The organism is Rhodococcus sp. JS3073 (assembly GCF_026810085.1).
Taxonomy (GTDB): Bacteria; Actinomycetota; Actinomycetes; order Mycobacteriales; family Mycobacteriaceae; genus Rhodococcus_F; species Rhodococcus_F wratislaviensis.
The window spans coordinates 6,662,797-6,688,975 of sequence record NZ_CP113951.1 but is presented as its reverse complement, the minus strand read 5'-3'; the positions used below and the strand labels follow the sequence as shown (position 1 = coordinate 6,688,975).

The window sequence follows — 26,179 nt, the reverse complement described above, 5'->3', positions numbered from 1 at the left end:
CGCCGTCCGGGCTCATGAGATCGTAAACCCATGAGCATCGACCACATCGTTTCCGCGCTCGAGCCGACGGTCGCGGCCGAGCTCCGGACCGCCCTCGACGCGTCGCCGATCGTCACCCTCGACGGAATGGTGCTGCCCGACCCCGCGCGCGACGCGGTCCTCGAACTGCTCACCCTTCTCGCCGACGGGCAGAGTGTGGCACTCGGCGCGGTCGCGGACCTGCTCACCACGTCCCAGGCCGCGGAGATCCTCGGCGTCTCCGACACCTACGTGCGCCGGCTCGCCGACTCCGGCGCCCTGCCCATCGAGATGCGCGGCACCCACCGCCGGTTCCGGCTCTCCGACGTCATGGCGTACCGGGAGAAGTTCCCGCGCAGGGGCTGACTACACCCGCACCCGCGTGACGGCCTGCTCCCCGATGTCCGGGATCCGCACGCCCTCGGCCGCGAGCCGCTGCTCGGTTTCCTCGGCGGTGACGTATTCGCCGACGGTGTCGTAGCTGCCCATCGGGACCACCGAATGCACGATCGTCTCCGGGTACACGTGTACGAGGTTGTAGCCCTGGGCGCCGTCGCGTCCGCGCAGCGCCCCGGCCGGGACGTTGAGGTCCTGGGTGTAGCAGGTGGCCGACGCGACGGAGACGGGGATGCCCGCGAACGTCGCCGTCGTCGAGTAGTGCAGATGTCCCGCGAGGATCGACCGGACGTCGCTGCCGCGCAGCACGTCGGCGAGGCGCGGCTGATCGCGCAGTTCCACCAGCACCGCCAGGTCGAGGACGCACGGCACCGGCGGGTGGTGCAGCGCCAGGATGGTTCCGTGGGGTGCCGGAACCGCGAGCTGCTGTGCCAGCCAGAGCAATTGGCTCTCGGAGATCTCCCCGTGGTGATGTCCGGGCACCGTCGTGTCGAGGGTGACGATGCGCAGCCCGTCGACGTCGTAGACGTGGTCGATCGGCTCGTACGACGGTTCCTGCCCGAGCAGTTCCGTCCGGAAGTGGCCGCGGTCGTCGTGGTTGCCCATCGCCCAGATCACCTGCGCACCGAGTGACGCCGCGACCGGTTCGACGATCGCCCGTAGCTTCTCGTAGGCGCCCGGCTGGCCGCGGTCGGTGAGGTCGCCGGTGAACACCAGGGCGTCCGGGCGGGCGTGCGACGACTCGATCTCGGTGAAGATCTGCCGCAGGGTGGCCTCGCTGTCGACGGCCCCGTACAGCAGGTCGTCGTCGACGAGATGGGTGTCGCTGAGGTGCAGCACGAAATGTGACGGTCGCGGATACTCGGCCGTCCGTATGTCGGCTGCCTCGGTGCCGCTCATCGGTCTCTCGCTTCCGCTCGCCCCGACGGGGGCAGGTGCCCGGGTGGACGCCACTGTGTGTCCACCCTAGCCAAGCGCACTCCGGTCACCTCCCGGGGCACGCGCGGTGGCCGGACGGTGAACGGTGCGGCACGACGTCAGTTTCGTGCGTGGTGCGGTGCGCGCGCCTCCGGGCCGGCGGGCGGGATCATCGCGGCGAGGTTGGCCTGGGCCTCGAACCGGGCGCGCTCGTCGCCGTCGTCCGCCGCTGCCGCGTCCTTGGCCGCGGCGAGGAACGGGCGGACCAGGTCGAGGGGCATCGGGAAGACGACGGTGGAGTTGTTCTCCCCGCCCATGGCGCTCAACGTCTGCAGGTACCGCAGCTGCAGCGTCGTCGGGTTGCGGCTGATGACATCGGCGGCCTCGACGAGTTTCGCGGAGGCCTGGAACTCGGCTTCGGCGTTGATGATCTTGGCGCGGCGTTCGCGTTCCGCCTCGGCCTGCCGGGCAATGGCCCGTTGCATGTTGGCGGGGATCTCGACGTCCTTGATCTCGACGGTGGTGACCTTCACACCCCACGGCTCGGTCTGCTGATCGATGACCTTCTGCAGGTCTTCGTTGAGGCGTTCCCGCTCGCCCAGCAGCGCGTCGAGGTCGGCCTTGCCGAGGATCGAGCGCAGGGTGGTCTGGGCGATCTGCAGGGTGGCGGCCAGGAAGTCCTCGACCTCGACGATCGCCCGGTCGGCGTCGACCACCCGGAAGTAGGCGACGGCGGTGACCTTGGCAGGCACGTTGTCGTGGGTGATCACTTCCTGGACGGGGATCTTCAGGGTCACGGTCCGCAGGCTGACCCGTTCCATCCGATCGATCGCCGGGATCAGCAGCACGAGCCCTGGGCCCTTCAGGTCGACCAGCCGGCCCAGCCGGAACACGACGGCCCGCTCGTACTCCCGCAGCACCCGGATCGAGCTGCTCGCGAGGACGGCGAGGAGGGTGATGACGACGCACAAGAGGACGATGATGGTGGTCATAGCGGCAGCTCCCATGGTTCGCGGCGGCGCACGGTGAGGGTGAGTCCGCGGATCTGCTCGACGATGACGGAGTCGCCGGCGGTCGGTGTCTCGTCGTCCCCGAACAGTGTTTGCGCCTTCCACAGGCTTCCGGCGGCCTCGACCTGACCTTGCCGTCCTTTCCAGTTGCGGACGGTGGCGTCGGATCCGATGAGGGATTGCATTCCGGTGCGCACGGGCGCGTGTCCGGCGGCGAGCGCCTTCCTGCCGCCGACCACGGCGAGTCCCACACCGACCACCGCGACTCCGGCGGCCGCCGGGATGGCGATCATCTGAGCGGTGTCGCTGGACGTGAACAGCAGCCACACCCCGGCTCCGACGAACAGTGCCCCGAGCCCGCCGAGCACACCCGCGGTCGGTGCGTGTGCCTCGACGACGATCAACAGCACACCCAGCACCAGCGCCAGCACGCCCAACGCGGTCATCTCGCATCACCCACGATCACGCTTCGCGAGGACCCGGTCGCACTCGCATAGCCACTCGGCGATCGAGCCCTCAGTTCAACGGTAAGCGCAGGTCGACGGCAATGCCACCGCCAATTTGCGGCGGGGTACCGTTCAACGAATGAGCAACCTAGATCACGGAGATCCCGGTGATGCCCCGACCGTGCCGCCGCCGTTGGAGGAGGTCGCCAACCCGGCCCGCCCGTCCGCTGCCGAGGAGGCCCGGACGGTCGCGGCCACGACGAACGTAGGCACCCTCGCGAGCCTGACCAGGGACGGCGACCCGTGGGCGTCGTTCGTCACGTACGGTCTGCTCGACGGCTCGCCCGTGCTGTGTGTGTCGCAGATGGCCGAGCACGGACGCAACCTCGCACACGATCCCCGCGCCAGCATCGCGATCGTCGCACCGAACCCACCCGCCGACCCACTGGCGAGCACCCGCATCACCCTCGCCGGGTACGTCTACCGCCCGGAAGGCGACGAACTCGCGGCCGCCCGCGAGGCGCACCTGGCGGCCGTCCCGGCGGCGCACGTCTACATCGACTTCAGCGACTTCTCGCTCTGGGTGCTGCGGGTGCAGCGTGTGCGGTGGGTCGGCGGCTACGGGCGGATGGATTCGGCGACCGAAGAGTCCTACGCCGCCGCGACAGCAGACCCCGTCACCCCGCACGCCGGCCCGGCGATCGAGCACCTCAACGCCGACCACGCGGACGCCCTGCGCGCGATGGCCCAGGCGCTCGGCGGCTTCCCCGATGCGAAGACGGTCACCTGCGAGGGAGCCGACCGCTACGGACTGGACCTGCGCGTCACCACCCCCCGCGGCGTGGCCGTGACCCGCGTCGGATACGCAGAGCCACTCGACTCGGCCGACCAGTTGCGCGCGGCGACAGTCGCTTTGACAGATCAGGCCCGGGCGCTCACCGGTCGGTGAGCACGTGCCCGCTGCGACCGGGCTGAACGGTTCGGTCGCAGCGGCACCCTTCGTGCTCGCCGCTCTCGCGCATTACCCGAACAGGCGTCAGTACTCGTCAGTGGAAACATTAGTATCGGGAAGCTTCAAGAGAATCGGTCGCTACCGGATATATACCCAGTGCCCGCTCGAGCATTGCTGCTTGCGGCCGTCCGGCGTGTATGTGATCACGCCTTCTTCATCGCACGGCCCAGCTACGGCGCCGCCGCCCCCGTTCATGCCCGGAGATCGCGGCGGAATGTTCACGGAATCGAATTGATCGGCGCAGTACTGCGTCCATGACGAAGTTGACCCGTCTGAATAGAACGTGTCGCCTCGGTTGTACACATTCTTGTCGGTGCCACACCACGAGATCTGCCGTTCTTGCGGCTGGTTTGCCACTCGCTCTGCTTCGAGGACTTCGTCGTGTTGTTGCTGACAGAAGTCAGACCACCCCGTGACACTTCCGTCGGACCAATACGTTTCGATGGGCCCAAGGCCAACCTGGCATGATTCGATGACTGGCTCCTCTTCAGGAACGAGTTCCGACTCAGACTCCCCAGCAGCTGAGGTTGTTTCAATGGGAGTCACCGGCCGAAGCGGAGGCACTGATTGTTGGCCCACCGCTGTAGTGGCGACCGAGGGCACGCCCGGTGAAGCTGGGCCGGGGTCTGCTGCACCACCGCAACCCGCTAGGAACAGCGCTGCAGCGACCGTAGCCAGCTGGGCTCTCAAGGCTCCTCCACGGTTTGTTTCAGACGCTGTTCCGTTCATCGATCATTCCGTCCATATCTAGTACTTCGAACCGAATGACACGAAAACCTCTGTCGGAGATGGTGTGTGCAGACAGTGTTGATTACGGTCTCGCTGGGTTACCTCAGTGGGAGTCCGTTCTTGTCCTTCGGTTCGCCTGCGAGGAGGACGATGCCGTCGATCACGGGCCAGATCCACGCGACGAAGAGCCACATGCCGAGGCTGATCACCGTCAGCACGATGTTCACGATCAGCATCGCGAATCCGAGCCCGGTATGGCCGGCGTAGAAGCGTCCCGCACCGAAGTACCCGAAGAAGATGCTCAGCAAGCCGGCGGCGAGCTTCGTCTTGTGCGAGTACGGCAATCCCGTCACCGGGTGGTACCCGTACGCCGCGGGCTGTTGCAGTCCCGATCCCTGGCCGAAGTTTTGGGTGGGATGGGCGAAGGACTGTTGCCCATACGGCTGATGCGGTTGGTCGCCGTATGGATGCTGAGGCTGAGTCATGAAGTGCCGCCCTTCGACGATGTACGGTGCGGAGCTGAACGCAGGGTCAGGCGAACGGGCTGAGTCGAGCGATCGACATCCTCCACTAGGACTGAACACATCGCAGTTCGTTCACCGCTCACTTGGTAACACTGATCGAACGGCTGCGGTATCGGTTGTCTGACCGTATCTCTCGGGTACACGAATCAACTCGAGGATTCCGGCCGGCACCCAAGCACCCCAACCCCGGGCGTAGTGTTGCCCGGGTGACAAGACCCGACCCCGTCGACGTCGCCGGTCGCGTAGTGCAGCTGCTCGAGTCCGGGCGTCGTGAATCGACCTACAAGTTGGCGACGTTGCTCGCGCTGGTCGACATTTGCGTGGAGAACACGGCCGCCCCGGACGGCAGTCTCATGGTGCCTGTCAACGAGATCACGCATCGAATCGTGGCGTACTACTGGCCTCAGGTTCGCGTCTTCAAAGATCGTGGCCCGCTGTCTCAGAACAAGAGCGGCCGATCGATACCGGACCGGATCGCCGACGTTCGCGTCCAGCTGGCCGCCGAAAATTTGAGAACCGCGGAGGCTGCACGCGAAGCGGAACACCCAGACTACGCCCGACTCATCCGGTCACTGCGACTTACCGTCGCGCAACAGCCGCTCACGCATCTTCAAACGGTCCCCCACGTGCGCGATCATGACACTCGCTACGACTTCCTCTTCGACGCATCGGGTTTCCACAAGAAGATGACAGTGGGCGACGTCGACCGCATCGGCACGATCACACTGCGACCCGGCATACCGGAGGGCCTGCGTCGCACCTCCGCGCTACTTCGTGTCTTCATCCGGACCGCGTGGACCCACGACGTCGTCGCCTTCAACCGCGCTGAACTCGACGCGGAAGACCTGGACGGCTTCTTGTTCGGCACGGATCGCACTGCGTTGCGGTCCCTGGTGGAACCATTGCGTGACCTCCAGGACGACCTCTGCTTCTACTGCGACAGGCGGATGGCAGGCGACGTCCATATCGATCACGTAGTGGCGTGGTCGATGGTCCCGATCGACGGTGTCGCCAACCTGGTCGCGGCCGACAGCCGATGCAACCTCGACAAGTCGGCGAGCATCCCGGTTCGCGCCTATGTCGACCGAGCACTCGAGCGACTACACCTCACTGAGATTGCACGCACTACGCGGCTCCCGCTGCTGTATCGACGAACCTCATCCGCGGCCGAAGGCGTGTTCGCATCCTTGCCCGTCGGCTCACTTCTCTGGCGTGGGGTACGCGACTACGAGCCGCACACGGCCTGAGTCACTCCCGTCGGAACACCTGCAGCCATCGTGGAGGCGGATGCGGCGGCATTAGATCGGCCATCCACGTCGGCGACCGCCCTGCAGAACAATGGACGATCACGACCCGGGTGAAAGGTCCCGCCGGTGCTGTCGATCCGGTAGCAGCTGCTGCTCGACGCCCCACCCGGGCCCCGGGTCGGCGACGACGTCGCTGGTGTGGCTGTGGGGTCACTCTTCGACCCTGCAGAGTACTCATCCTTTCGGATCCGTCGGCGGTGTTGCACCTTGTCGACAACTGATATGGACGCAGATTTGTCAAGAGGGCAGCAGGAGGCGGACGTCCAGGACCGTCGTCGTGGACGTCCGCCTCGGTGGCCCCGGATGAATCTGGTGGTTGGTGGCGAGCGTGTCGGTTATCGACGCGTTGTCGAAGTCTGATATGCGCGGGTTGGCTACCGCAAAGACAGTTGTTCGGCTGGAGTGGATCGCTGGTCTAACCTCGAGCGTGATCCCAACGTGCAGTTGAGGATTGCTCATAGTTGTCTCGCGGGTCACTCCCAGGCGCTGTTGTCACCAACCGTGTGATCATCCGGGACGTTCGTGGGGTCCTGCCGGCCCCCCGGTCAGTGCCTCATCGGTCGTCGCCGAGGAGCGGGGGCGAGGTGGAGTCCCCGCAGCGCAAGCGAGGAGAACCGACCTTGCCGCCCGACGAGCAACGACCAGAATGGCCGCGGCGGGGGAAGGCCCCGTGGGTCAGTCGTCGAGCACGGCCAACGACCAGCACCACCCGGCGAGCTCGCGCGCGATGGCGGTGTTGGCCAGCACGGGACGCTTGCGGCGGGCGTCGAACCCGGCCCAGCGCTCGTGCAGGCGCCGGTTGCCCCGTTGCCCGCGGGCTCGGGCCGCCGGTGAGGCCTTGTCCCAGCGGCGCCGCAGATCCACCCCGGCACGATAGGGCTGTCGGTGATGCCAGGCGGCCTCGATCAGCAACCGGCGCGCGTGCCCGTTGCCGGTCTTGGTGATCGCCCCCTGCGAGCGGGAGGCGCCCGAGGACGACTCGGTGGGCACCAGTCCCAGGTAGGCGCCGATCGAGCGGCCGGTCAGCCGGTGCCAGTCCCCGATCTCGACCGCCAGCCCGAAGGCGGTCAAGGTGGACACCCCGCGCAGGCACCCGAGCCGGGTCACCACCGGGGTGTAGGCGCTGTCGGCGGCCATCCGGGTTATCGCGGCATCCAAACGGTCGCGCCGGCCGAGGGCGGCGAGCATGGTGTCGTACGCGGTCTCGTAGGCCAGTTGCAGCCCGGGCTCATCGAAACGCTGGCTGCGCAGCCAGGTGTCGTGCACCTGCGTCCACGCGTGCCCGCCGTAGTAGACGATTCCCTGCCGCAGAAGAAGTTTCGACAGCCGGTGCCGAGCCGCCATCAGATCCCGGCGCACGTCCTCACGGGCCCGCACCAGATCCCGGGCCGCCTCCTGCGCCACGCTCGGCACTGTGACCGGGGTGATCTGATCGAGATGCAGCAATCTCGCCAGATGTCGCGCATCTCGCACGTCGGTCTTGACCCGATCTCCGGACGGGCGCTGCAGCTTCGAGGGCGCGGCCACCAGACACTCGATGCCGACAGTGTCCAGGAAACGGGCCAGCCCGAACCCGGTGGGCCCGGCCTCGTACGTCGCCTTCACCGGATCCGGCAAGGACCGGATCCACTCGAGTATGTCGCGATGATCGGGCGTCAATCGGCGCTCGAACAGCTCACCGGTCCGCCCGTCGAGGCCGCACGCGACGACCGATCGTGCGTGCACATCCAATCCGACGCTCGTACGCTGATTCATTGCTGGGGCCTCCCACATCTTGTGGCTCTACCGGCCAGGACCCGTTTCCTGTCGGCAACCCACGTTCACATGTGGAGTGGGCCCCAGCCCATACCCTCATACTGTCTAACGTCACTTAGCGATCGGGGCACAACTGTCGGTGCATCAGATCGGTACGACGGGGTTAACAGATGAGAACGAGCACTGCACGAGCTACCTCGCAAAGCCCACAGCGCATGTCCACTGCCGGTGTGCACTAGTCGATCGGTGCTCCCCAGATTTCGGGTTTCACATCTCGCGGGGATCGCCTGGAGAGGTAAGCCCCGACAGATCCGCCTTTCGTGCCCGGTCGAGCTCAACCGATGAGCGTGATAAGAATTCGACATGGGAATCGAAGATCTCCAGTCACTGGTATCGAACTTCTCCGAGCGCCGAGACTGGTCTCAATTCCATACCCCGAAGAATCTTGTGATGGCGCTCAGCGGCGAAGTCGGGGAGCTCACCGAGATCTTTCAGTGGCTGACTCCCGAGCAAAGCGGAGCAGTCGGTCAGGATGCGAAGACGCGTGCGCATGTCGAGGAAGAGGTCGCCGATGTCTTCATCTACCTGCTGCGGCTGGCTGAGGTCCTGGACATCGACCTCGCCGAAGTCGTGAGGAAGAAGGTCGAGCTGAACGACAAGAAGTACCCGGAAGACGAGTCGCGGGGCAGGGCGACGAAGTACACCGAGCTGGGGGGAACTTGATGTCGCGCGCCGTGCTGCAGCCTGCTGGCAGCGAGGAATCGCAGAGGCACTAGCAAGACGCGGTCGCGACTCGGTGTCACGCGCCGATTGTGTCCGGGTCGCGGCACCGATCACCGGCCGACTGACAGTAGCCAACAAGGTCGGTGATGCGGGCGCGGGCGATGGTGCCGCCGAACTGGTCACAGCCAAACGACCCGGCGTCAGTAGCCGCCTGAAGTACCGGTCTTATCACACCTGACCACAGCATGTGTGCCCATGGCGACCCGTATCCGAGAACCGAGAAGGACCACTTTCGTCCGAACGTGGCGTGCGGGCAAACAATTGGTGGAAGCTTCCACGGCTTGGACTTCGCGGGCCATTCGGCTGACACGGCACACCGCTGCACGAGCAGAGTATGCAACTCGGCTAATCTGTGTGTTGCGGCCCGACGGACTTCCGCTGTGATTCACAGCCACGGACATGCCCCCACCCGCACGAGTTGATTCGTGCTGCCCGGGGGACCCCACTGTGACCTTGCTTCGTACCTCTGCCGACAGAATCGTCGGCATGGCTCATCCCGAGTCCTTGGCTGAACAGCTTCTTGAACAGATGCTGTTTCGGACCGGTCGCCGGGCGAGCGACGCAGAGCAGAAGTCCTGGAGTCGCAGCCTCCCGGTTCTGGCCCGCGACTTAAGCGATGCGGGGCTAGGCAGCGTGGAGATGCTCGTCGAATACCACCTCCCACTGACTTCGCAACGGGCCGATGTCGTGCTCGCCGGCACTCATCCGAAAACGGGTGAGCCGTCGTATGTGGTCGTCGAACTTAAACAGTGGTCAGCGGCACATCGCTACGAAGACAGCGTGGAACTCGTCGACGTCCCAGGCATGCCAGGCGGGCCGAAGCTGCACCCCGTTGCTCAGGTGAAGGGCTACTGCGACTATCTCTCCGACTTCGCAAAAGCACTCGCCAATCGGCCCGACGCGCTCGCGGGAATCGCATACCTTCACAACGCCACCGACCCCGGCGCAGTCGCTGATCTGCGCGCCTTCCCTTTAAGCACGACCGCACGACTGTATACAGCCGCGGACCGGGGCGACATGGTCGAATTCCTCAAGACGCGTTTGTCCGCCACGGCAGGCCACACCGCAGGCGACACCCTAATTCGCTCCGCGGTCGCTCCATCGCAGCAGCTCCTCAAGGTTGCGGCCGCTGAAGTCCGCGACCGACCACAGTTCCATCTACTGGGCGAACAACAGCTCGCCGTCGACCTGGTCTTGCATTCCGTCGAGCAGGCGCGCGCCAGCGACGGCAAACGCATCATCATCGTCACAGGCGGGCCAGGCAGCGGCAAGAGTGTGATCGCGCTGTCTCTCGTCGGCGAGCTCGCTCGACGTGGCCGGACGGTCCTGCATGCAACCGGGTCCCGATCATTCACGCAGACGCTCCGGAAGGTGGCTGGCGCGCGTGCCCCGCGAGTGCAGAAGATGTTCAAGTACTTCAACCAGTTTATGACGGCAGACCGCAATGGGCTCGACGTGGTCGTACTCGACGAGGCCCACCGTATCCGCGAAACGTCCGTTGACCGGTACACCAAGGCAGAGCTGCGAACCGACCGGCCTCAGATCGACGAGCTGATCGCCGCCGCGCGCGTACCGGTGTTTCTCCTGGACGAACATCAGGTGGTTCGCCCAGGAGAAATGGGCTCGCTGGAGCAGATCCAGCGTCACGCCGATACCCTCGGTCTTACGACGCAGCACGTACACCTCGGCGAACAGTTTCGTTGCGGTGGCAGTGAAGAGTACGTGCTTTGGGTCAAGCGCCTTCTTGGGCTAGTCGAGGGAGGTCCGTGCGCGTGGAGGGGTGATCCGCAGTTCGCGGTTCGCGTTGCCAATACACCACAAGAACTAGAGCATCTCCTCTCACAGCAGCAAGAGCGCGGCTACACCGCCCGAATGACAGCCGGCTATTGCTGGCCGTGGAGCGACGCAAACAAGGATGGCTCGCTACCCGCCGATGTCCAGATCGGTGACTGGTCACGGCCGTGGAACAGTAAGAGCGACAGACGCCTCGGTGATGCACCACCAGCACCATTGTGGGCCACCGAGGAGGGTGGTTTTGATCAGGTCGGGTGCGTCTACACCGCGCAGGGATTCGAGTACGACTGGAATGGAGTCATTCTCGGGCCCGATCTCGTGTGGCGCGACTGCCAGTTCAAAACTGTACGCTCCGCAAATCGGGACCCCGATATGCGAAACTTAAAGAAGGTCAGCGATATCCGATTCAACAAACTGGTTCGCAATATCTACAAGGTGCTACTCACCCGCGGGATGGTGGGCACTGTCATCTACTCGACGGACGAGGAGACACGCAACGCTCTCCGCGCACTGGTGAGCGAAAATAGCTGAGCCACAGCACTACCGAAACAAAATACTATACACACGAGCACGGCCCGACAGGCTTCCGCTTCAGGACATGCCTCCACCCGGTGCGATACGGGATAGGCGCACGAGCGTTGACTGCATGGGTACTTGTCATTTCGAAGGACTACCCAGATCACTGGGACTTCGCACAAAAAGACGGCTTTTGGGATACACGGCCCCGTACCAAGATCGAGCCGACTGACGACGTCTTCTTCTGGATGGCCGGCACAGGTCTCATCGGATGGGCACGAGCAACCTCGGAAACGTTCGAGTTGAACTCGTCCCATCCGCCTGCGCATTGGCACGATGCGGCCACCGGAGGATATCGGTGGCGCTTCACATTAGAGCCGCAGAGCTCCGCACCGGTGCGACAGCCACGATGGAAGGAGATGGCCGCGGCTACCGGAATCACCGTCCCCGCGAGCAACGGTCGAATCGAGGTGAAAGAGCTTGAAGGACAAGCATACTTACGCGGACTATTTGGGAGCGAGCCCGTTATCGATCAGACTTTTCCGGACGGACTCACCGCCTATGCGCCCGGGGACGATCTCCGCAAGCGTGCGCAGAGAGACATCGCAGTACGTCAAGGGCAGGGGCAGTTTCGCAACTCCTTGATCAATTCTTACGACAGCACCTGCGCAGTTACTGGATCAACGGTTCTCGCCGTATTGGAGGCGGCACACATCGACCGCTACCACGGTATGCACACAAATCACGTAACCAACGGCCTATTACTTCGCGCCGATATTCACACGTTGTTCGACCTCCAACGCATGACAATCGATCAGGACTTGCGGATACGGGTCGGACCGGACCTAATTCACACGGAATACGGAAGTCACGAGGGCAAGCCTTTGAGGCTGCCCTCGAACCCCAGCCATCATCCGGATCGCGACGCTCTGCGCCGCCATTGGGAGAGCTGCGATTGGGCAAATTTTTCGCAAAACCAGTAGCCCCTACGTATCCAGGGTGGCCGTAGAAACGGATTCTGTCTGGATCTCGAACTAGACAGCAACCGATTCGTTTCAATCAGCCCGACGACAACATCGGACGCAGGAGCCTGCATCCGAGCAGTTTGTGCCGCTGATTCAGCGACTACCCCGCTGACCGAAACTTTTCATAGCTTGCCTCAAGTAGTTCCCGATCGGGTCGCTCAGCCCGGACCGGCGGAACTACCATGAGCTTCTGACCGTGCCGTTCCTTCAAGCCGTATTCGAGCATCGGCCCGTCGATCTCGATGAGCAGGTCTTGTCGAATTTCGACCACAAGGTCAGGTCGGATGCCCAGAATATGCGCGTCGAATGCCGCATGGTGAATCTTGCACATCGCTAGCCCATTTCGAACAGAAGCGATGCCCTCATCGGCGGAGTCTGGAACGATGTGCGCCGCGTCCAGAAGTTGACTGTGCCCAAGCGCACAAACCGCGCAACGGGTGTCGTACGCGCGCATCACAGTGGACCGGAAGACGGGCTGATGCAGACGCCGCTTGGTCTCCGCAACGATGTATCGACGAAGATGCTCCTCCACAGGCGATTCCGTCCGGTGCAAATCACGCGCCACTTCCGTTGCGACCACGAATTGATGTTGCTCCGCTTCCTCAGCGACAATGAACACTGGGTAGATCGGCTGAAAGCGGCTCGGACCCACGCCATAAAACCAGATAAGCGGAACCTTCAGCTTCATCGCCGCACGAAGACCCCGGTTGTCCATGTTCTCAGGGTCCTTCCCCGACCACTTGTAGCGGAGGAGTCCATCCACACCGACCGTATCCTCGTACGGTCGTTCTTCACCAGCACGACGATAGGTTGTGCTGATCGACAATGCGGAGGCGAGCTGACGCGGCTTACGTATACCGCGAGTGGGATCCATCAATCGGAACATCTCGCCATCGATGGAGAAGTCGAGCAGTTCCTGTCTACTGATCGAGTCGAGACCGTCATTGGTACGGACTGCCAGAAACCTCATCGCCTCGCTACGCAGACGTGTGTCAAAATCCGGTGCCACGTCGGCACCCTGAGAGATATCCGCAATCAACTGTTCCTCCACGTACTCACTCTTCCCGCCGCAACAGACCGACAGTAGCTGGCCGTTAGGACAAGTATCGATCCTGAGTACATGCTGCCAGCGGATCTCGGCGATCGGGCGTCCTTCACGCGAAGGCAAGGAAGGTGGAACCTGCCGGGCCGGAGACCGATCGATCGGGATGGTTCCTGGTGACCAAATGGAGTCATATTAGCGTCGCGGGATGGCTGGACTGACTCCGCTTTCAGCGTTTCTACAACTTGGACGCCGCCCTGCCACATTCGTTCTCGCGTAATGCCATAGATCTTCCCGGTTCATCGAGGGCGTACGGATCCGATTCTGTCGGCACGTACCGGAGCCGGATGACCTGGGCGATCGAGTCGGATCGACGAGAACACCGATCCCGGACTGTCGAGCACAGATTCACGGGAAGTCTGATGGCCATTCCGATACCTCCGCGAACCAACCGAGTAGTAGTTTGGCGATGTGGACACTAGGTGGCAGGACCCCAAGGCCGTGTCGTCGATGCTCGACGACTGGGAGACGTGGGCGATCGTCGGGCTCTCCGGCAACCCCGACCGAACGGCGTTTCGGATCGCGGAGCTGTTGCAGCGCCGAGGAAAGCGCATCGTCCCGATCCATCCTGACGCCCCGACGGTGCTCGGCGAGCAGGGTTACCCCACTCTCGCGGATGTGCCGTTCCCGATCGACGTCGTCGACGTCTTCCGCCAGTCGGAGGCTGCCGGTGAGTTCGCGGACCAGGCCGTCGAGGTGGGGGCGAAAGGCGTCTGGTTCCAACTGGGAGTCATCGACGAGGCCGCCTTCCAGCGAACGACCGCGAAGGGCGTCGCCATGGTGATGGACACGTGCCCGGCAATCGAGTGGAGTGCACGGGAATCAGCGTGAGCATGGTCGGGCCGACTGCGTCCCGGACGACTACCGCTACCCTGGACCGAAATCGTGCAAATCGGACAACGGTCTGATGCGCGCCGCTCAGTCAATCGGAAGGTTCCCACCTGTGGCCATCGACTACACCCGACGCCCCTCCACTCCTGCCGCACCGCAGGGCGGAGTCAATCTGAGCAAAGTGACCTTGTCGAAGGCTGCGCCTTCCGTCAGCCTCACGAAGTCGGGTGAGCGGCAGGGCGCGATGCGGGTCAACCTCAACTGGTCGACGGGCGCGGCGCCGCAGCCGAAGAAGGCCGGCTTTTTCGCGAAGCTCGCGGCCGCCGCGGGCGGCAACAACGGCATCGACCTGGACCTCGGCTGCCTCTACGAACTGGCCGACGGGTCGAAGGGTGTGGTCCAGGCACTCGGCAACAGTTTCGGATCGCTGCAGGACCCGCCGTTCGTCAAGCTCGACGCCGACGACCGCACCGGCACCGTGACCGGGGGCGAAAACATGCATATCAATTTCGACCGACCGGAGATGTTCAAGCGGATCCTCATCTTCGCGATGATCTACGACGGCGCACCCAACTGGGCAGCCGTGGACGGTGTCGTCACCCTTTACCCCACCAGCGGCCCCGAGGTGGAGGTACGACTGGACTCGTCGAACAGCTCCGCTCGCATCTGCGCCATCGCGATGCTGCAGAACACCGGACAAGGCATCACCGTCACCCGCGAGGTGAAGTACGTCGAGGGCAGCCAGGCCGATCTCGACAAGACCTACAGCTGGGGCATGAAGTGGGCAGCCGGCCGTAAGTAGCAGAGACGGCGGTCGCGAAACCACATCCGCGACAGTGACGGCGGCGGAGCGGTTTCCGGTATGCCCGGTCCCCCTCCGCCGAGGGAATGCTGGGACCAGGCATTGCACCGAAAGGACCCTCAATACGCACACAGAATAACCTGTTGCCCCACGCATGATTTCCATCCCGAGGGCGCTAGCGCTGCGCGTTTGGGTCCGCCGCGCGAGGCACCCGTAAATCCGTCAACTGATTCGAGTACCTGAGCATGGTCGCTTAACTAGTTGGGCTCGTCATCAAGATTGCATCCTCAGTTGTCGACGCCGCTCGATGCGTTGTTGACGATTCCGATCGTGGCAGGGCTTGGTCACATAGCGCGTGCGCCGTCACGCCCCAGGGCACTAACGTCAGAACTATGTTCAGTACCGAGATCGAGGTGCGCACCGGCGCTGAGCCGGTGGTGCACGACCTGACCCGTGAGATCGAGAAGTTCCTCGCCTCAGCAGGCGCCGGTGACGGCCTATTGCATGTGTGGGTGCCGCACGCCACTGCGGGACTAGTCGTCATCGAGACCGGTGCGGGAAGCGACGACGACCTTCTGCGGGCGATCGACGAGGTGCTTCCGCGCGACGACCGGTGGATCCATCGCCACGGCAGCCATGGGCACGGCCGCGACCACGTGCTGCCGGCGTTCCTGCCGCCCTACGCGTCCGTGCCCGTCTTCGACGGCGCACTCGCGACGGGCACCTGGCAATCCGTGTGTCTCGTCGACACCAATGTCGACAACCCGGTGCGGCACGTCCGGTTCAGCTTCCTGGAGGGCTGAGCCGGCGCCTGAGGACCGTCTCCGATCAGGCCTGCGCGAGTCCCCTTGCCAAGGAATAGATTTCGGGGAGACTCACCGTCTCGTCGGCGGACGATTGGTCCACCCACGTTTCCAACGCCGCCCGGAGTACGGCGATCGACACATCGACCGCCAGTCGAATCTGCAAGTCGGCGCAGTCGAACCTCGTCGACACCACATCGACAAGTGCCGCGGTCCGACGCACGCTCTCGCGCGCCAGCTCGGCCCGCAGCGCCGGCTCCTTCTTGATGAGTCGGTTCACCCGCAGCAGTCGCCGGCAGGCGATCGACGAACTGTCCGAGTACATCGTCAGAGCAGCAGCGAAGGCCGTTTCCAGCGCGAGCCTCGGTGAGACCTCCGAGTCGAGCTGGTCGAGTCCTCCAGCCAGGACCGCCTCGAAGGCCCAGTGATCCCGGAGCGCCGCCTCTTCCTTGGTAGCGAAATATCGGAAAAAGGTTCGCTGCGACACTCCCGCAGCCTGCGCGATCTCGCCGACGGTCGTGCCCTCGACACCCTTGTGTTCGAACAGCGTGAGTGCGGTCTCGCTGATCTCGACATTCGTCTGCTCGCGTCGCCGCTCCCGCAGCCCCAACGGGCCGGCGGGCAGGTCAGGCGACACGGAGAACGCTTCGACTCTGGTCATCAACGGCCTTCGCAATCGGTAGGAGCACCCACCAGAGATCGTTCATATCTGGTCAGCAGTTGTCAAGATGGCAGCGTGTGCCATAATGTATGTGAAGGGTAGGTAATCTATGAATCTCAATATCGGTGATATCTTTCTGTACCCGCACCATGGGTCCGTGACAGTCACAAAGCTCACGACCCGGATGTTCAACGATTTGCCCACCGAATACGTACAGTTCGAAGTCGCCCAGAACGGGCTGTCCATCGAGATCCCGGTAGCGAAAGCCGAATCCATCGGCGTCCGGAATGCGATCAACAACGACGAAGTCGGTCGCGTCTTCGACATCTTGCGTGGTCCGACGGTCGACGACCCGTCGAACTGGTCCAGGCGGTTCAAGGCCAACCAGGAAAAGCTGACCGTGGGCGGAATCTTCACGGTGAGTGAAGTCATCCGCGATCTGATGACGCGTGCGCAGGTCAAGCCGCTGTCGGCCGGCGAGAAGCGGCAGCTCGAGCACGCAATGCAGCTCGTCATTTCCGAACTCGTCCTCGCGATGAAGTCCGACCCTGACGAGACTCGGCGCCGCATCGAGGCGATCTACGAACCCGCGTCTGCCTCTACGGCGGCGGTTGTCGCAGTCTGAAAACACAATCGGCAGCGGCCCCGAACCAAAGTTCGGGGCCGCTGCCGATTTCGTGCGCGGGAGTCGAGATCAGCTGCTGCCGAAGAGGTTTCCGAGTGACCCTGTTCCCGATCCGGCCCCGTACGTGATGACTACCGACGAAACAGCATCCGCCCCAGCTGCGCTGAAGGTTCCGCCGGGCGCGTAGGACGATCCCCCACCGCCTCCGCCACCGCCGTAGTTCTCGGCGCCGCCTCCGCCGCCGAACCAGCCGCCGCCACCACCGCCACCCGTGCCTGCACCGGCACCACCGACACCGGCCTCACCCGGCGAACCATGCGGGTCGGTGCCACCGTTGCCTCCGAGGCCACCAGCGACGTCCGTGGCGCCGCCTCCGCCGCCTCCCCCGCCGCCGGCTTGGCCGGCGGGCCCGGTCGGGGCCAGATTGCCTGCGCCGCCGATGTAGGTGTCACCCGCACCGCCTCCGCCCGCGGCGACGATCTGACGATCCGCCAGCTCACCCGTCCCGGTGCGAACGTCGGAGGCACCGCCACCGCCATTTGCGCCGGTGCCGCCGGCTCCACCGCCGTTGTATCCGGCTTGGCCGTCGCCGTCGCCACCGTTGCCGCCGACCTGGATGTACAGCGCGTCACCCGCGGCGACCGTCAGCTGTCCGGTCGCGACGGCCGCGGCGCCGCCGAGGATGGTTTCACTGTTTCCACCACGTCCGCCCGTTGCCGTCACGGCCAAGCTGGTAACGCCCTCGGGAACCGTGAACGACTGCGCACTGCCGGTGAACGTGAACGTGCAGGTCACCTGGGTGCCGACGCCTTGCACACAGCCGGCAGCCAACGCCGCCGGCGCTGCAACCGCCACGCTGGGGGCAAGCAGTCCCGAGGCACCCACTACGGCAAGGCCACACATTCCGGTCGTGTACCACCGGCGGCGTGATCGAACGAGGGTTGTGGTCAAAGCAGTCTCCTGTCGCAACGCGAGCATGTTGAAAGCTGGTCCGAGTGGAGCATTCCATAGCGTCCGGCATCCAGTGGGTCTTCCGGTCTCCCGGTCGGATTTCGCACGAAAGCACCTGGTCACGGGCCATGTCGTTCCGCTAATCGGGACCCGCGGTATCGCAAACCGTGGCGAAAGGTCAGTATGAAGGTAAGTAGAACTAATTTGTTCCTCTAGGCAACGAGGTATGCATATGAACGACGCAGCGCCCATCGGTGACGGGATCTTCCAGATTCCGGTCCCGATCACCGACAATCCCCTCGGTCACACACTCGTGTACGCGATGGAATCCCCCGGCGGTCTGATCCTCGTCGACGCCGGCTGGGACGACGACAACGCCTGGAACGGCCTCACCTCCGGTTTCGAGGCCATCGGGCACTCGGTCAAGGATGTGGAAGGCGTCGTACTCACCCACTTCCACCCCGACCACACCGGTCTGTGCGGTCGCGTCCGAGAGGCCTCCGGAGCGTGGATCGCGATGCATGAATCCGATCACGGAATGTTCGAGCACATGTCGACCGGTCACGGCCCCGAGTGGTTGGACTTCCAGAAGGAGAACATGACGCGGGCCGGCGCCGCCCCCGCAGACCTGGAGGCATTCGAGAAGTCCGCGTCGGGGAAGCCGCCTGCGGGTCCCGATTCGGCCCCCGACCGCGTGCTCGTCGACGACGAACTCATTGCGCTCGCCGGTCGTAACCTGCGCGCCGTCTACACCCCGGGCCACACGCCCGGCCACGTCTGCTTCTACCTGGAAGACGCCGACGTGATGTTCACCGGCGACCACGTCCTGCAGAAGACGACGCCGCACGTCGGCAACTTCGTCTACCCGCTCGAGGAGCGCGACGCCCTGGCGGAGTTCATGGACTCGCTGCGCCGCGTCCAGACCATGAACATCACCCGGGGCCTCGGTGCCCACGGCATCCCCATCGACGACGTCGCGGGCCGCGCCGGCGAGCTCATCGAGCACCACGAAGAGCGACTCGACCACCTGTACAAGGCTTTCGGCGACGACCAGATCACAGTGTGGCAGGTCGCCGAGCGCATGAAGTGGTACAAGCCGTGGGCCGACATCTCACCCATGGGCAAGGGCATGGCCCTGTCCGAGGCGGCGGCTCACCTTCGACACCTCGTCGCCCGGGACCTCGTCGCCCAGGTCCCCGACAGCGAACCCGCCGTCTTCGCCCGCCGCTGACATGTGAGCGGCAGAGCGTGCTGGGCACGCTCCGCCGCTCACCTGGGCGAGTTCCTACTGTTCGCTTGTTGAGATGGTTTCGTGCCGTTCAGTGTCGTGATGTTGCACTATCGGCGGTAGTTAACGATGAAGTATCGGACCGCGTTGGCGTGGTTTCACGCGGAAACGCTCCCTATCCGAGCTCGGCCGTTGCCGACGGGCACCATCCTGGTGGTAGATCCTGCGGCCTGCGCGCCATCTGTCGGGACTTCGGGCGCGGTTGTGGAGTGTTGCCGGGTGTCGTCGTCTGATCAGAAAACCGAATTGCGGCAGGCGGGTCGGGTGGTGAACGGGTGCGGTCAACGTGGTCTAAGTGCAATACCGTTCAGTTAGTGCGGGTTGCGTTACGATGAGGTGTGCCTCGGAGTGGATGGGTGAAGCCGGTCTCGGATCGGCGGTTGTCGGATGTGGTGTCGGTGGGGTTGTTGACCAGGGTGTTTCCCGCGTCCTTGGTTGATGAGGTGATCGCGGAATGCGGGCGGACCGAGCAGCGCAGTAGGTCGTTGACCGCTCGCGTGACGGCGTATTTCTCGATCGGGATGGCATTGAATTCGCAAGGCTCCTATGAGGAGGTCTTCGAGCAGCTCACCGACGGTTTGTCGTGGTCGTCGGGATGGTCGCAGTCCTGGTCGTCGCCGACGAAATCGGCGATCTTCCAGGCCCGGTCCCGGCTGGGGCACGAACCGGTGCGGGAGCTGTTCCGCCGTGTCGCACGACCGCTCGCCGACGCGGATACACCCGGATCCTGGCTCGCGGGGCGCCGGTTGGTGGCCCTCGACGGGACCTGCCTCGACCTGCCCGACACCCCGGCCAACGCCGAGCATTTCGGCCGGCCCGGATCGAGTCGCGGCGAGAAGTCCGCGTTCCCGCAGGCACGATTGGTGGCCCTCGCCGAATGCGGCACCCACGCGGTCTTCGACGCCGCGATCGGACCGTGCCGCACCTCCGAGCGGGAGTTGACGCACGATCTGTTCGACACCCTCGAACCGGGAATGCTGCTGCTCGCCGACCGCGGCCTGTACGGATTCGACATCTGGACCCGGGCCACCGCCACCGGCGCCGATCTGCTGTGGAGGGTCAAATCGACGCTCTCACCCCGCCACCTCGAGACCCTCGACGACGGATCCTGGCTGGCACAGATCATCCCCACCTCCGGGAAGAATCGGCAGCAGCGCACACCACTGACGGTGCGCGTGATCGACTACACCCTCGACGACGGGCGGGAAACCCCCGAACAGTACCGACTGCTGACCACCATCCTCGACCCCTCCGACGCACCCGCGGAAGATCTCGCCCTCGCCTACGCCCAACGCTGGGAAATCGAGAACACCTTCGACGAACTCAAGACCCACCAACGCGGACCACGCGCCGTGCTGCGGTCGAAATCCCCACCGCTGGTTCAGCAGGAAATCTGGGGGCACCTGTGCTGCCACTACGCCATCCGCACGCTGATGCGCGACGCCGCGACCGCCGGCGGTCACGACCCGGATCGGATGTCCTTCGTCGCCGCCCTGCGGATCACCCGACGATCCCTGTCCCACAGCTCTTTTTCCCCCTCATAACCACCACGCCGCCACCAGATTGTGGAATCAGGGCATCGCCAAAATCCTGCGCCGCATCAACCCAGCACGCCGACCCCGATCAAACCCCCGCGTCGTCAAACGCAAAGTCCTCAAATGGGCCGCCAAACGCGCATACCACCAACACCATCCACAACCCACCCAACCGCCGAAATGCACCATCCTCGTTCACTAACTGAACGGTATTGGGTCTAAGTGTGTCGAAGACGGTCACGGAGTTCGGTTCCGGCCTGACCGGGAAGCGCACGAAACTACATGAGCTGTGTGCCGATCCGGACGTGACGACGATCGTGTTGGGGCATCGGGATCGGTTGGCCAGTTTCAGGGTTCGGGCTTGAGTACGTCGAGGCGTTCTTGTCGGTACAAGGTCGTACTCTGCTCGTGTTGGCCGACAACGGGGTGGTTGATGATCTGGTGCGGGAGATGACCGAGGTGATGACGTCGCAGTGTGCCCGTATGCACGGGCAGCACGGTGCCCGCTGTGCGGACACTGCCGTGACCGCCGCGACGGACCGCCCATGACGGGCACTGCGGTACTCGCGGATCGGACTGCCGACATCGCTGCGCCGGAGCCGTCTCGGGTGGTGATTCGGGCGTTCGTGTACGTTCTCGATCCAACCCAGGTACAGGTCGAGGCGATGCGGTCGCATTGCGGGGCGCAGCGTTTCGCCTACAACTGGGCACTCTCGCAGGTCAAGGCAAACCTCGACCAACGCGCTGCGGAACGCTCCTACGATGTTCCGGACGCGGAGGTCACCCCGTCAATGTCGTGGTCTGCGTACAGCCTGCGCAAACACTGGAACACCGTCAAGAACGACATCGCCGTCAACCCCGACACCGGGAAGGTGTGGTGGCCGGAGAACTCGAAAGAGGCCTACAGTTCCGGGATCGCGAACTGCGCGGCCGCCCTGTCGAACTGGACCGACGCCCGGTCAGGGAAACGTAAAGGCTCGATGGGATTCCCCCGTTTCAAAAGCAAACGGGCGGTACTCTCCTGCCGGTTCACGACAGGCAGTTTCGGGCTGGTCACCGACGGCGGCGACCGCCGTCATGTGCAGCTACCCCGGATCGGGGCGATCCGGACGTGCGAATCCACCCGCAAACTGGCCCGCAAGACGATCACCGGGACGGCTCGGATCCGGTCGGCGACCCTGTCGTATCGACGCGGCCGGTGGCAGGTGTCCTTCTCCGTCGAAATCACTCTCCCCGCCATAGCTCTCCCCGCCGTCACCGCTTGTCCTCGGTCGGTCGTCGGAGTGGATGTGGGGCTCAAGCACCTCGCGGTCCTCTCGACCGGCGAGATGATCGAGAACCCGAAACACGCCCGCAAGCACGCGAAGAGATTGCGTCGCCTCGGGCGCCGCGCGTCCCGCCGTGTCGGCCCGGATCGTCGCACCGGCCGACAACCCTCCCGCCGGTGGCAGCGCGCCCAGGACCAGATCCGGGCAGTACACACCCGCATCGCCGACGCGCGCCGCGATCACCTGCACAAACTCACCGCCCGACTCGTCCGGGACTTCGACACCGTCGTTGTCGAAGACCTCAACATTGCCGGAATGACCCGCTCCGGCGGGGCCTACAAACGCGGGCTGAGCCGGGCTCTGCATGATGCGGGGCTCGCCGAGATCCGGCGACAACTGACCTACAAGACCGAGTGGACCGGCACCAGTCTGCATGTGGCAGACCGGTGGTATCCGTCGAGTAAGACCTGCTCGAGCTGCCAGGTAGTGAAAATCAAACTGCCTTTGAATGTTCGGGTGTTCCTCTGCGATGCGTGCGGTTACCGCGCGGATCGTGATCACAATGCTGCTCTCAACCTCGCTGCCCTCGCAGCGGTTGTTGACGGTGGTGCGTCTTCGGCGAGTTACGGACGAGACGTAAAAGATGCCCGACAGAAACCAACCATAAGACCCGCCCGGCGGGCAGACGGTATCGCTGCGGGAACACCACCGAGTGGTGAACGTGGCCGGGGTAACCCGGACACTCATGCCGAGTGCACGAATCAACACTCAGCGTGAACGGTCATCTCCAGCCGCACGCCAAGGAGTCGCACTTCCCGCTCGTGGTCGAGTCTGTCGACCAATGCTGCTGCCGCGTCGGAGATCACGTCGGGATCGAATGTCGGTTCCGGAAGCGGCTTACTCGTCGTGTGGGTGTCGAACGGGGCGTAGCGCACCTTTAACGCCACTCGCACCGCCGGGCGGTTCTCTGCGAGGATGTCCTCCCTGACCCGGGCGGCGAGACGTCTAATCTCCTCGGTGACGGCCTCCCGGCCGGCGAGGTTCTGCTGAAAGGTAGTCTCCCGGCTGTGCGACCGGGCCACCCAGGGCTCCGCCGAGACCGGGGAGAGGTCGATGCCGCGACCGATCCTGGCGTACCACGGTCCCATGTTCGGACCGAGGGTCGCGGCCAACTCCTGATCCGAGGCGTCTGCGAGTTCCTGCACGGTGCTGATGCCCAGCGCGGCAAGCTTCTTCGCTGTCTTCTTTCCGATCCCCCACAGCGCGTCGGTGGGGCGCTCCCCCATGACGGCGAACCAGTTCTCCTCCGTCAGCCGGTAGATGCCCTGCGGTTTGCCGAAGTCCGTCGCGACCTTGGCTCGTAACTTGTTGTCGCCGATGCCGACTGAGCAGTGCAGCCCGGTCGCGTCGAGGACGGCGTCGTGCACGGTTCGCGCGAAGGCCTCCGGGTCGTCGGTCTCGACACCCAGAAAGGCCTCGTCCCAGCCCATCACCTCGACGACGACGCCCAGTTTGCGCAACGTATCCATCACGACCGCCGACACCTCGGTGTAGGCCTCGGCGTCGACGGGCAGGAATACCGCGTCCGGGATCTTCCGTGCCGCGATCCGCATCGGCATTCCGGAGCCGACACCGAACTCACGCGCCTCATACGACGCCGTCGACACCACCGCGCGCTCGGTGGGATCCCCGCGACCGCCCACGACGACGGAACGTCCCCGCAGCTCAGGGTGCCGCAGCACCTCGACGGCGGCGATGAACTGGTCGAGATCGACATGCAGCACCCACCGGCGACGCGGCGGAGTGGTCATGGAACCAGTGTGCCTGAACTCGAGAACTTGCAATCCTCGAATCCACGAGGTCTGCCGTGTCCTGATGACGGTTTGGCTTGTCGGTTCTGGATGCACATCCGACAGGCTCTGGCAATCGGCCGCGAGCTCGGTCCTGTCGGAAATCTGGATTGGAGGCAATGTGCCGAATTCAGCGGCACGCAGATTATTGGCGGCAATCCAGTCGAGAAACGAGACCTCGGCGCGACCATTGTCGGTGACGTGATAAATACTGCTCCTGTGGCGCAGTGGAGCTCCTTGACGGAGAAACTAAGTGGAATCAGCACCTCGATTCGCTTGAGATGGGACGAACTCGAGGACGTAGTCGGTGAGCTGCCACCTTCTGCATCGAAGCACCGCACATGGTGGTCGGGCGATCGCCCCCACGTTCGTGAATGGCAGTCGGCTGGATTCTCTGTCGGCGACGTTCGGCTGGGCACGGAAGTCACGTTCCTCCGCACCCCTACAGAAGATGCCACGGCACACAAGGCCGGTCCTGTCGCGTCCCCCGAGCCGTCAGCACCCGCTACCAACCACTCCGACAACGCAGAGCAGCCAGATCTACTGCTGGTGACCTGCGTCAAGACAAAACTCGACGTCCCAGCAGCAGCCAAGGACCTGTATATCTCGTCGCTGTTCAAGAAGCAACGGGCCTATGCCGAAGTCCGCGGCATTCCGTGGTTCATTCTGTCCGCCGAGCATGGGCTCGTCGCGCCCGACGACTGGCTCGCCCCCTACGAGCGTTACCTTCCTGACACCCCGCCCACCTATCGCGCAGCTTGGGGTGCGTGGGCGGTAGAGCGTCTCGAATTGCTCGCCGGGCCACTACGCGACAAAGTCGTCGAGATTCATGCTGGAGCTCCCTACATCAATGTGATCGCAGACCATCTCACTGCCAAAGGGGCAACAGTTGTCAACCGACTCGAGGGCCTTGCCATGGGTGCGCGACTCCAGTGGTACGCCTCATTTGATCCTCACTCTGAAGGGGTTCAGGTTTCTCAGAACGAGAACGCCCATGAGGCCACATCATCATTTGTGACGATGCTGCTCGACGAATCCCAGGCAGTCGAACCGACAGAATTCCTCGGGTACAACGGCGAAGGTCTCAGGGTCCCTGGCCTCTACAGCTGGTGGGTTGACGATTCCGGTGCTTCGGACCTGACGATCGGACTCGACACGCAGGTCACGCGTGGACTGATATACGCAGGCCTGGCAGGAGCGACCCGCTGGCCGAGCGGAAAGCGTTCGAGCAACACTCTGTGGTCGCGCATCTCCGGCATGCACCTCGGCGGACGCCACGAATTCTCCACCTTTAGAAAGACTCTCGGATCGATTCTCGCCAACACCGCTGGGAGCGCCAGCATTGACGAAGAAGCGCTCACAGTCTGGATGAAGCAACACCTGAAAGTGTTGACCGTCCCTTACGTGGACGCGGACACGCTGGGGAAGCTCGAGGACGACGTGCTGACGAGTATCGATCCGCCCCTGAATCTTCAGGGAATGGATCCATCGCCGATTCGGAAGAGGCTCAAAGAACTTCGACGTAACCACCGCTGAGGCCGGTCCCCCACCCAACTTGGGGGTCGAATTACAGGTCTCACCTCGCGGAAAACCGACTCATGCGGGGTCCGCGGCTCGTCTCGTTGGACTCGTCGACATGCAACACCCACCGACGACGCGGCGGAGTGCTCATGGAACCAGTGTGCCGGAATCGACGTACCGCGACCCTCGAATCCTCGACTTCTGCCGCGGCGGAGGTCAGAACACGTCGTCGGCGTCGACAGACGGAATCAACTCGTCGGGGAACCGATACGAGCATCCGAGTTCACTGGTGGACCGGGTGCCCCAATTGTCCCGGAACCAGGCCACGCAGGTGTTCGCGATCAGGTTCACATCGCGACTGAAGAGATAGCCGTCCGTACAGTCTTCGAAGTGGCCGTCGAAATGCCACCTGTCGAGGGCCAGGTGCTCAGCGGAATAGTCGGCGAGCAGCAGGTGCCCGAGTTCGACTCGTGATCGACGAAGCATCAACACACCGTCCGCCAGTACCTGAATCTGCGCGCAGACAACTTCTTCGTCGTCGTCCTCACCGACGTAACTGTTCGGGCCGATCTCGACGATGAGCGCGACCGGTTGATCGACCAGCGAACCCGTCAACCACTCGACCATTCCCGCCCACGAAACCTCGGGCACCTCGGTGGAATCGACCATCGTCGTCAACCTCCCTCGCTCGCGACCGACTATTGCATGG

24 protein-coding genes are annotated in these 26,179 nt (G+C 64.0%); 14 read left to right on the top strand and 10 right to left on the bottom strand.

The annotated features are described in order from the left end of the window. The first annotated feature begins 30 nt into the window (after positions 1–30). Positions 31–384: a helix-turn-helix domain-containing protein gene (locus OYT95_RS30350; RefSeq protein ID WP_112298753.1), complete on the top strand. Its 354-nt coding sequence runs from the start codon at positions 31–33 to the stop codon at positions 382–384. Here the strand turns inward: OYT95_RS30350 and OYT95_RS30345 are convergent, their stop codons facing one another. The 3 genes from OYT95_RS30345 to OYT95_RS30335 all read right to left on the bottom strand — a co-directional run bounded on the left by OYT95_RS30345 (position 385) and on the right by OYT95_RS30335 (position 2,788). Next, positions 385–1,314: a phosphodiesterase gene (locus OYT95_RS30345; RefSeq protein WP_037226911.1), complete on the bottom strand. Its 930-nt coding sequence runs from the start codon at positions 1,312–1,314 to the stop codon at positions 385–387. It lies immediately after the preceding gene. A gap of 137 nt (positions 1,315–1,451) precedes the next feature. Next, on the bottom strand, positions 1,452–2,324 hold the full coding sequence (locus OYT95_RS30340; RefSeq protein ID WP_268789895.1) for a slipin family protein: 873 nt from the start codon (positions 2,322–2,324) through the stop codon (positions 1,452–1,454). Beyond that, positions 2,321–2,788 (bottom strand): NfeD family protein, encoded by a 468-nt coding sequence (locus OYT95_RS30335; RefSeq protein WP_242322779.1) that lies wholly within the window; start codon positions 2,786–2,788, stop codon positions 2,321–2,323. Before OYT95_RS30335 ends, OYT95_RS30340 begins: the two co-directional genes overlap by 4 nt. 139 nt (positions 2,789–2,927) lie before the next feature. On the opposite strand from OYT95_RS30335, the gene OYT95_RS30330 reads away from it, so the two are divergent. Further along, on the top strand, positions 2,928–3,737 hold the full coding sequence (locus OYT95_RS30330) for a HugZ family pyridoxamine 5'-phosphate oxidase (RefSeq protein WP_268789894.1): 810 nt from the start codon (positions 2,928–2,930) through the stop codon (positions 3,735–3,737). A gap of 890 nt (positions 3,738–4,627) precedes the next feature. On the opposite strand, the gene OYT95_RS30325 is transcribed toward OYT95_RS30330, so the two are convergent. Next, complete coding sequence (locus OYT95_RS30325; RefSeq protein WP_037226908.1) at positions 4,628–5,014, bottom strand: TM2 domain-containing protein; 387 nt, start codon at positions 5,012–5,014, stop codon at positions 4,628–4,630. Between the two features lie 245 nt (positions 5,015–5,259). On the opposite strand from OYT95_RS30325, the gene OYT95_RS30320 reads away from it, so the two are divergent. After that, positions 5,260–6,300 (top strand): HNH endonuclease, encoded by a 1,041-nt coding sequence (locus OYT95_RS30320; RefSeq protein WP_268789893.1) that lies wholly within the window; start codon positions 5,260–5,262, stop codon positions 6,298–6,300. A gap of 735 nt (positions 6,301–7,035) precedes the next feature. On the opposite strand, the gene OYT95_RS30315 is transcribed toward OYT95_RS30320, so the two are convergent. Next, positions 7,036–8,115, bottom strand: coding sequence for an IS110 family transposase (locus OYT95_RS30315; RefSeq protein WP_268789892.1), 1,080 nt, complete (start codon positions 8,113–8,115; stop codon positions 7,036–7,038). Between the two features lie 363 nt (positions 8,116–8,478). Between OYT95_RS30315 and OYT95_RS30310 the strand changes: the two genes are divergently transcribed. The 3 genes from OYT95_RS30310 (at position 8,479) to OYT95_RS30300 (ending at position 12,191) form a co-directional block, all read left to right on the top strand. After that, positions 8,479–8,838: a nucleotide pyrophosphohydrolase gene (locus OYT95_RS30310; RefSeq protein WP_037226903.1), complete on the top strand. Its 360-nt coding sequence runs from the start codon at positions 8,479–8,481 to the stop codon at positions 8,836–8,838. Between the two features lie 507 nt (positions 8,839–9,345). Further along, the gene (locus OYT95_RS30305) at positions 9,346–11,223 is read left to right on the top strand and encodes a DUF2075 domain-containing protein (protein ID WP_328286517.1); all 1,878 of its coding nucleotides are present in this window, start codon (positions 9,346–9,348) and stop codon (positions 11,221–11,223) included. A gap of 107 nt (positions 11,224–11,330) precedes the next feature. Continuing rightward, positions 11,331–12,191 carry an HNH endonuclease gene (locus OYT95_RS30300; protein ID WP_268789891.1) on the top strand — a complete coding sequence of 287 codons (861 nt, stop codon included), beginning with the start codon at positions 11,331–11,333 and terminating at the stop codon, positions 12,189–12,191. Between the two features lie 142 nt (positions 12,192–12,333). Here the strand turns inward: OYT95_RS30300 and OYT95_RS30295 are convergent, their stop codons facing one another. Beyond that, the gene (locus OYT95_RS30295; RefSeq protein ID WP_268789890.1) at positions 12,334–13,284 is read right to left on the bottom strand and encodes an HNH endonuclease; all 951 of its coding nucleotides are present in this window, start codon (positions 13,282–13,284) and stop codon (positions 12,334–12,336) included. A gap of 462 nt (positions 13,285–13,746) precedes the next feature. Between OYT95_RS30295 and OYT95_RS30290 the strand changes: the two genes are divergently transcribed. The 3 genes from OYT95_RS30290 (at position 13,747) to OYT95_RS30280 (ending at position 15,771) form a co-directional block, all read left to right on the top strand. Further along, the gene (locus OYT95_RS30290) at positions 13,747–14,166 is read left to right on the top strand and encodes a CoA-binding protein (RefSeq protein WP_268789889.1); all 420 of its coding nucleotides are present in this window, start codon (positions 13,747–13,749) and stop codon (positions 14,164–14,166) included. A gap of 112 nt (positions 14,167–14,278) precedes the next feature. Then, positions 14,279–14,968 (top strand): TerD family protein, encoded by a 690-nt coding sequence (locus tag OYT95_RS30285; RefSeq protein ID WP_268789888.1) that lies wholly within the window; start codon positions 14,279–14,281, stop codon positions 14,966–14,968. Positions 14,969–15,360: 392 nt separating this feature from the next. Beyond that, positions 15,361–15,771 carry a secondary thiamine-phosphate synthase enzyme YjbQ gene (locus OYT95_RS30280; RefSeq protein WP_009474393.1) on the top strand — a complete coding sequence of 137 codons (411 nt, stop codon included), beginning with the start codon at positions 15,361–15,363 and terminating at the stop codon, positions 15,769–15,771. A 25-nt stretch (positions 15,772–15,796) separates the two neighbouring features. Here the strand turns inward: OYT95_RS30280 and OYT95_RS30275 are convergent, their stop codons facing one another. Then, a complete protein-coding gene (locus tag OYT95_RS30275; protein WP_268789887.1) occupies positions 15,797–16,432 on the bottom strand; it encodes a TetR family transcriptional regulator in 636 nt (211 codons plus the stop codon). Positions 16,433–16,589: 157 nt separating this feature from the next. Between OYT95_RS30275 and OYT95_RS30270 the strand changes: the two genes are divergently transcribed. Then, a complete protein-coding gene (locus OYT95_RS30270) occupies positions 16,590–17,057 on the top strand; it encodes a CarD family transcriptional regulator (protein ID WP_235214694.1) in 468 nt (155 codons plus the stop codon). Between the two features lie 69 nt (positions 17,058–17,126). Here the strand turns inward: OYT95_RS30270 and OYT95_RS30265 are convergent, their stop codons facing one another. Next, the gene (locus OYT95_RS30265) at positions 17,127–18,008 is read right to left on the bottom strand and encodes a glycine-rich protein (protein WP_268789886.1); all 882 of its coding nucleotides are present in this window, start codon (positions 18,006–18,008) and stop codon (positions 17,127–17,129) included. A gap of 232 nt (positions 18,009–18,240) precedes the next feature. On the opposite strand from OYT95_RS30265, the gene OYT95_RS30260 reads away from it, so the two are divergent. The 3 genes from OYT95_RS30260 (at position 18,241) to tnpB (ending at position 22,876) form a co-directional block, all read left to right on the top strand. After that, the gene (locus OYT95_RS30260; protein ID WP_268789885.1) at positions 18,241–19,239 is read left to right on the top strand and encodes an MBL fold metallo-hydrolase; all 999 of its coding nucleotides are present in this window, start codon (positions 18,241–18,243) and stop codon (positions 19,237–19,239) included. 395 nt (positions 19,240–19,634) lie between these two features. Further along, positions 19,635–20,840, top strand: a complete 1,206-nt coding sequence (locus OYT95_RS30255) for an IS4 family transposase (RefSeq protein WP_268789884.1) — start codon at positions 19,635–19,637, stop codon at positions 20,838–20,840. 536 nt (positions 20,841–21,376) lie between these two features. Further along, a complete protein-coding gene (tnpB, locus tag OYT95_RS30250; RefSeq protein WP_268789883.1) occupies positions 21,377–22,876 on the top strand; it encodes an IS607 family element RNA-guided endonuclease TnpB in 1,500 nt (499 codons plus the stop codon). Here tnpB and OYT95_RS30245 read toward each other — a convergent pair. Then, entirely contained in the window at positions 22,861–23,910 is a 1,050-nt protein-coding gene (locus OYT95_RS30245) for a DNA polymerase IV (RefSeq protein WP_268789882.1), read from the bottom strand. The two genes, tnpB and OYT95_RS30245, sit on opposite strands and share 16 nt — an antisense overlap. Positions 23,911–23,919: 9 nt before the next feature. On the opposite strand from OYT95_RS30245, the gene OYT95_RS30240 reads away from it, so the two are divergent. After that, complete coding sequence (locus tag OYT95_RS30240) at positions 23,920–25,485, top strand: DUF6884 domain-containing protein (protein ID WP_268789881.1); 1,566 nt, start codon at positions 23,920–23,922, stop codon at positions 25,483–25,485. Between the two features lie 201 nt (positions 25,486–25,686). Here OYT95_RS30240 and OYT95_RS30235 read toward each other — a convergent pair whose 3' ends face one another. Next, positions 25,687–26,139: a hypothetical protein gene (locus OYT95_RS30235; RefSeq protein WP_268789880.1), complete on the bottom strand. Its 453-nt coding sequence runs from the start codon at positions 26,137–26,139 to the stop codon at positions 25,687–25,689. Positions 26,140–26,179: the final 40 nt, after the last annotated feature.

Coding starts and splice junctions, on each gene's coding strand:
- OYT95_RS30350 (WP_112298753.1), top strand. CDS start 31: ATGAGCATCGACCACATCGTTTCCGCGCTCGAGCCGACGGTCGCGGCC.
- OYT95_RS30345 (WP_037226911.1), bottom strand. CDS start 1,314: ATGAGCGGCACCGAGGCAGCCGACATACGGACGGCCGAGTATCCGCGA.
- OYT95_RS30340 (WP_268789895.1), bottom strand. CDS start 2,324: ATGACCACCATCATCGTCCTCTTGTGCGTCGTCATCACCCTCCTCGCC.
- OYT95_RS30335 (WP_242322779.1), bottom strand. CDS start 2,788: ATGACCGCGTTGGGCGTGCTGGCGCTGGTGCTGGGTGTGCTGTTGATC.
- OYT95_RS30330 (WP_268789894.1), top strand. CDS start 2,928: ATGAGCAACCTAGATCACGGAGATCCCGGTGATGCCCCGACCGTGCCG.
- OYT95_RS30325 (WP_037226908.1), bottom strand. CDS start 5,014: ATGACTCAGCCTCAGCATCCATACGGCGACCAACCGCATCAGCCGTAT.
- OYT95_RS30315 (WP_268789892.1), bottom strand. CDS start 8,115: ATGAATCAGCGTACGAGCGTCGGATTGGATGTGCACGCACGATCGGTC.
- OYT95_RS30310 (WP_037226903.1), top strand. CDS start 8,479: ATGGGAATCGAAGATCTCCAGTCACTGGTATCGAACTTCTCCGAGCGC.
- OYT95_RS30280 (WP_009474393.1), top strand. CDS start 15,361: ATGTTCAGTACCGAGATCGAGGTGCGCACCGGCGCTGAGCCGGTGGTG.
- OYT95_RS30275 (WP_268789887.1), bottom strand. CDS start 16,432: ATGACCAGAGTCGAAGCGTTCTCCGTGTCGCCTGACCTGCCCGCCGGC.
- OYT95_RS30260 (WP_268789885.1), top strand. CDS start 18,241: ATGAACGACGCAGCGCCCATCGGTGACGGGATCTTCCAGATTCCGGTC.
- tnpB (WP_268789883.1), top strand. CDS start 21,377: ATGACGGGCACTGCGGTACTCGCGGATCGGACTGCCGACATCGCTGCG.
- OYT95_RS30245 (WP_268789882.1), bottom strand. CDS start 23,910: ATGACCACTCCGCCGCGTCGCCGGTGGGTGCTGCATGTCGATCTCGAC.
- OYT95_RS30235 (WP_268789880.1), bottom strand. CDS start 26,139: ATGGTCGATTCCACCGAGGTGCCCGAGGTTTCGTGGGCGGGAATGGTC.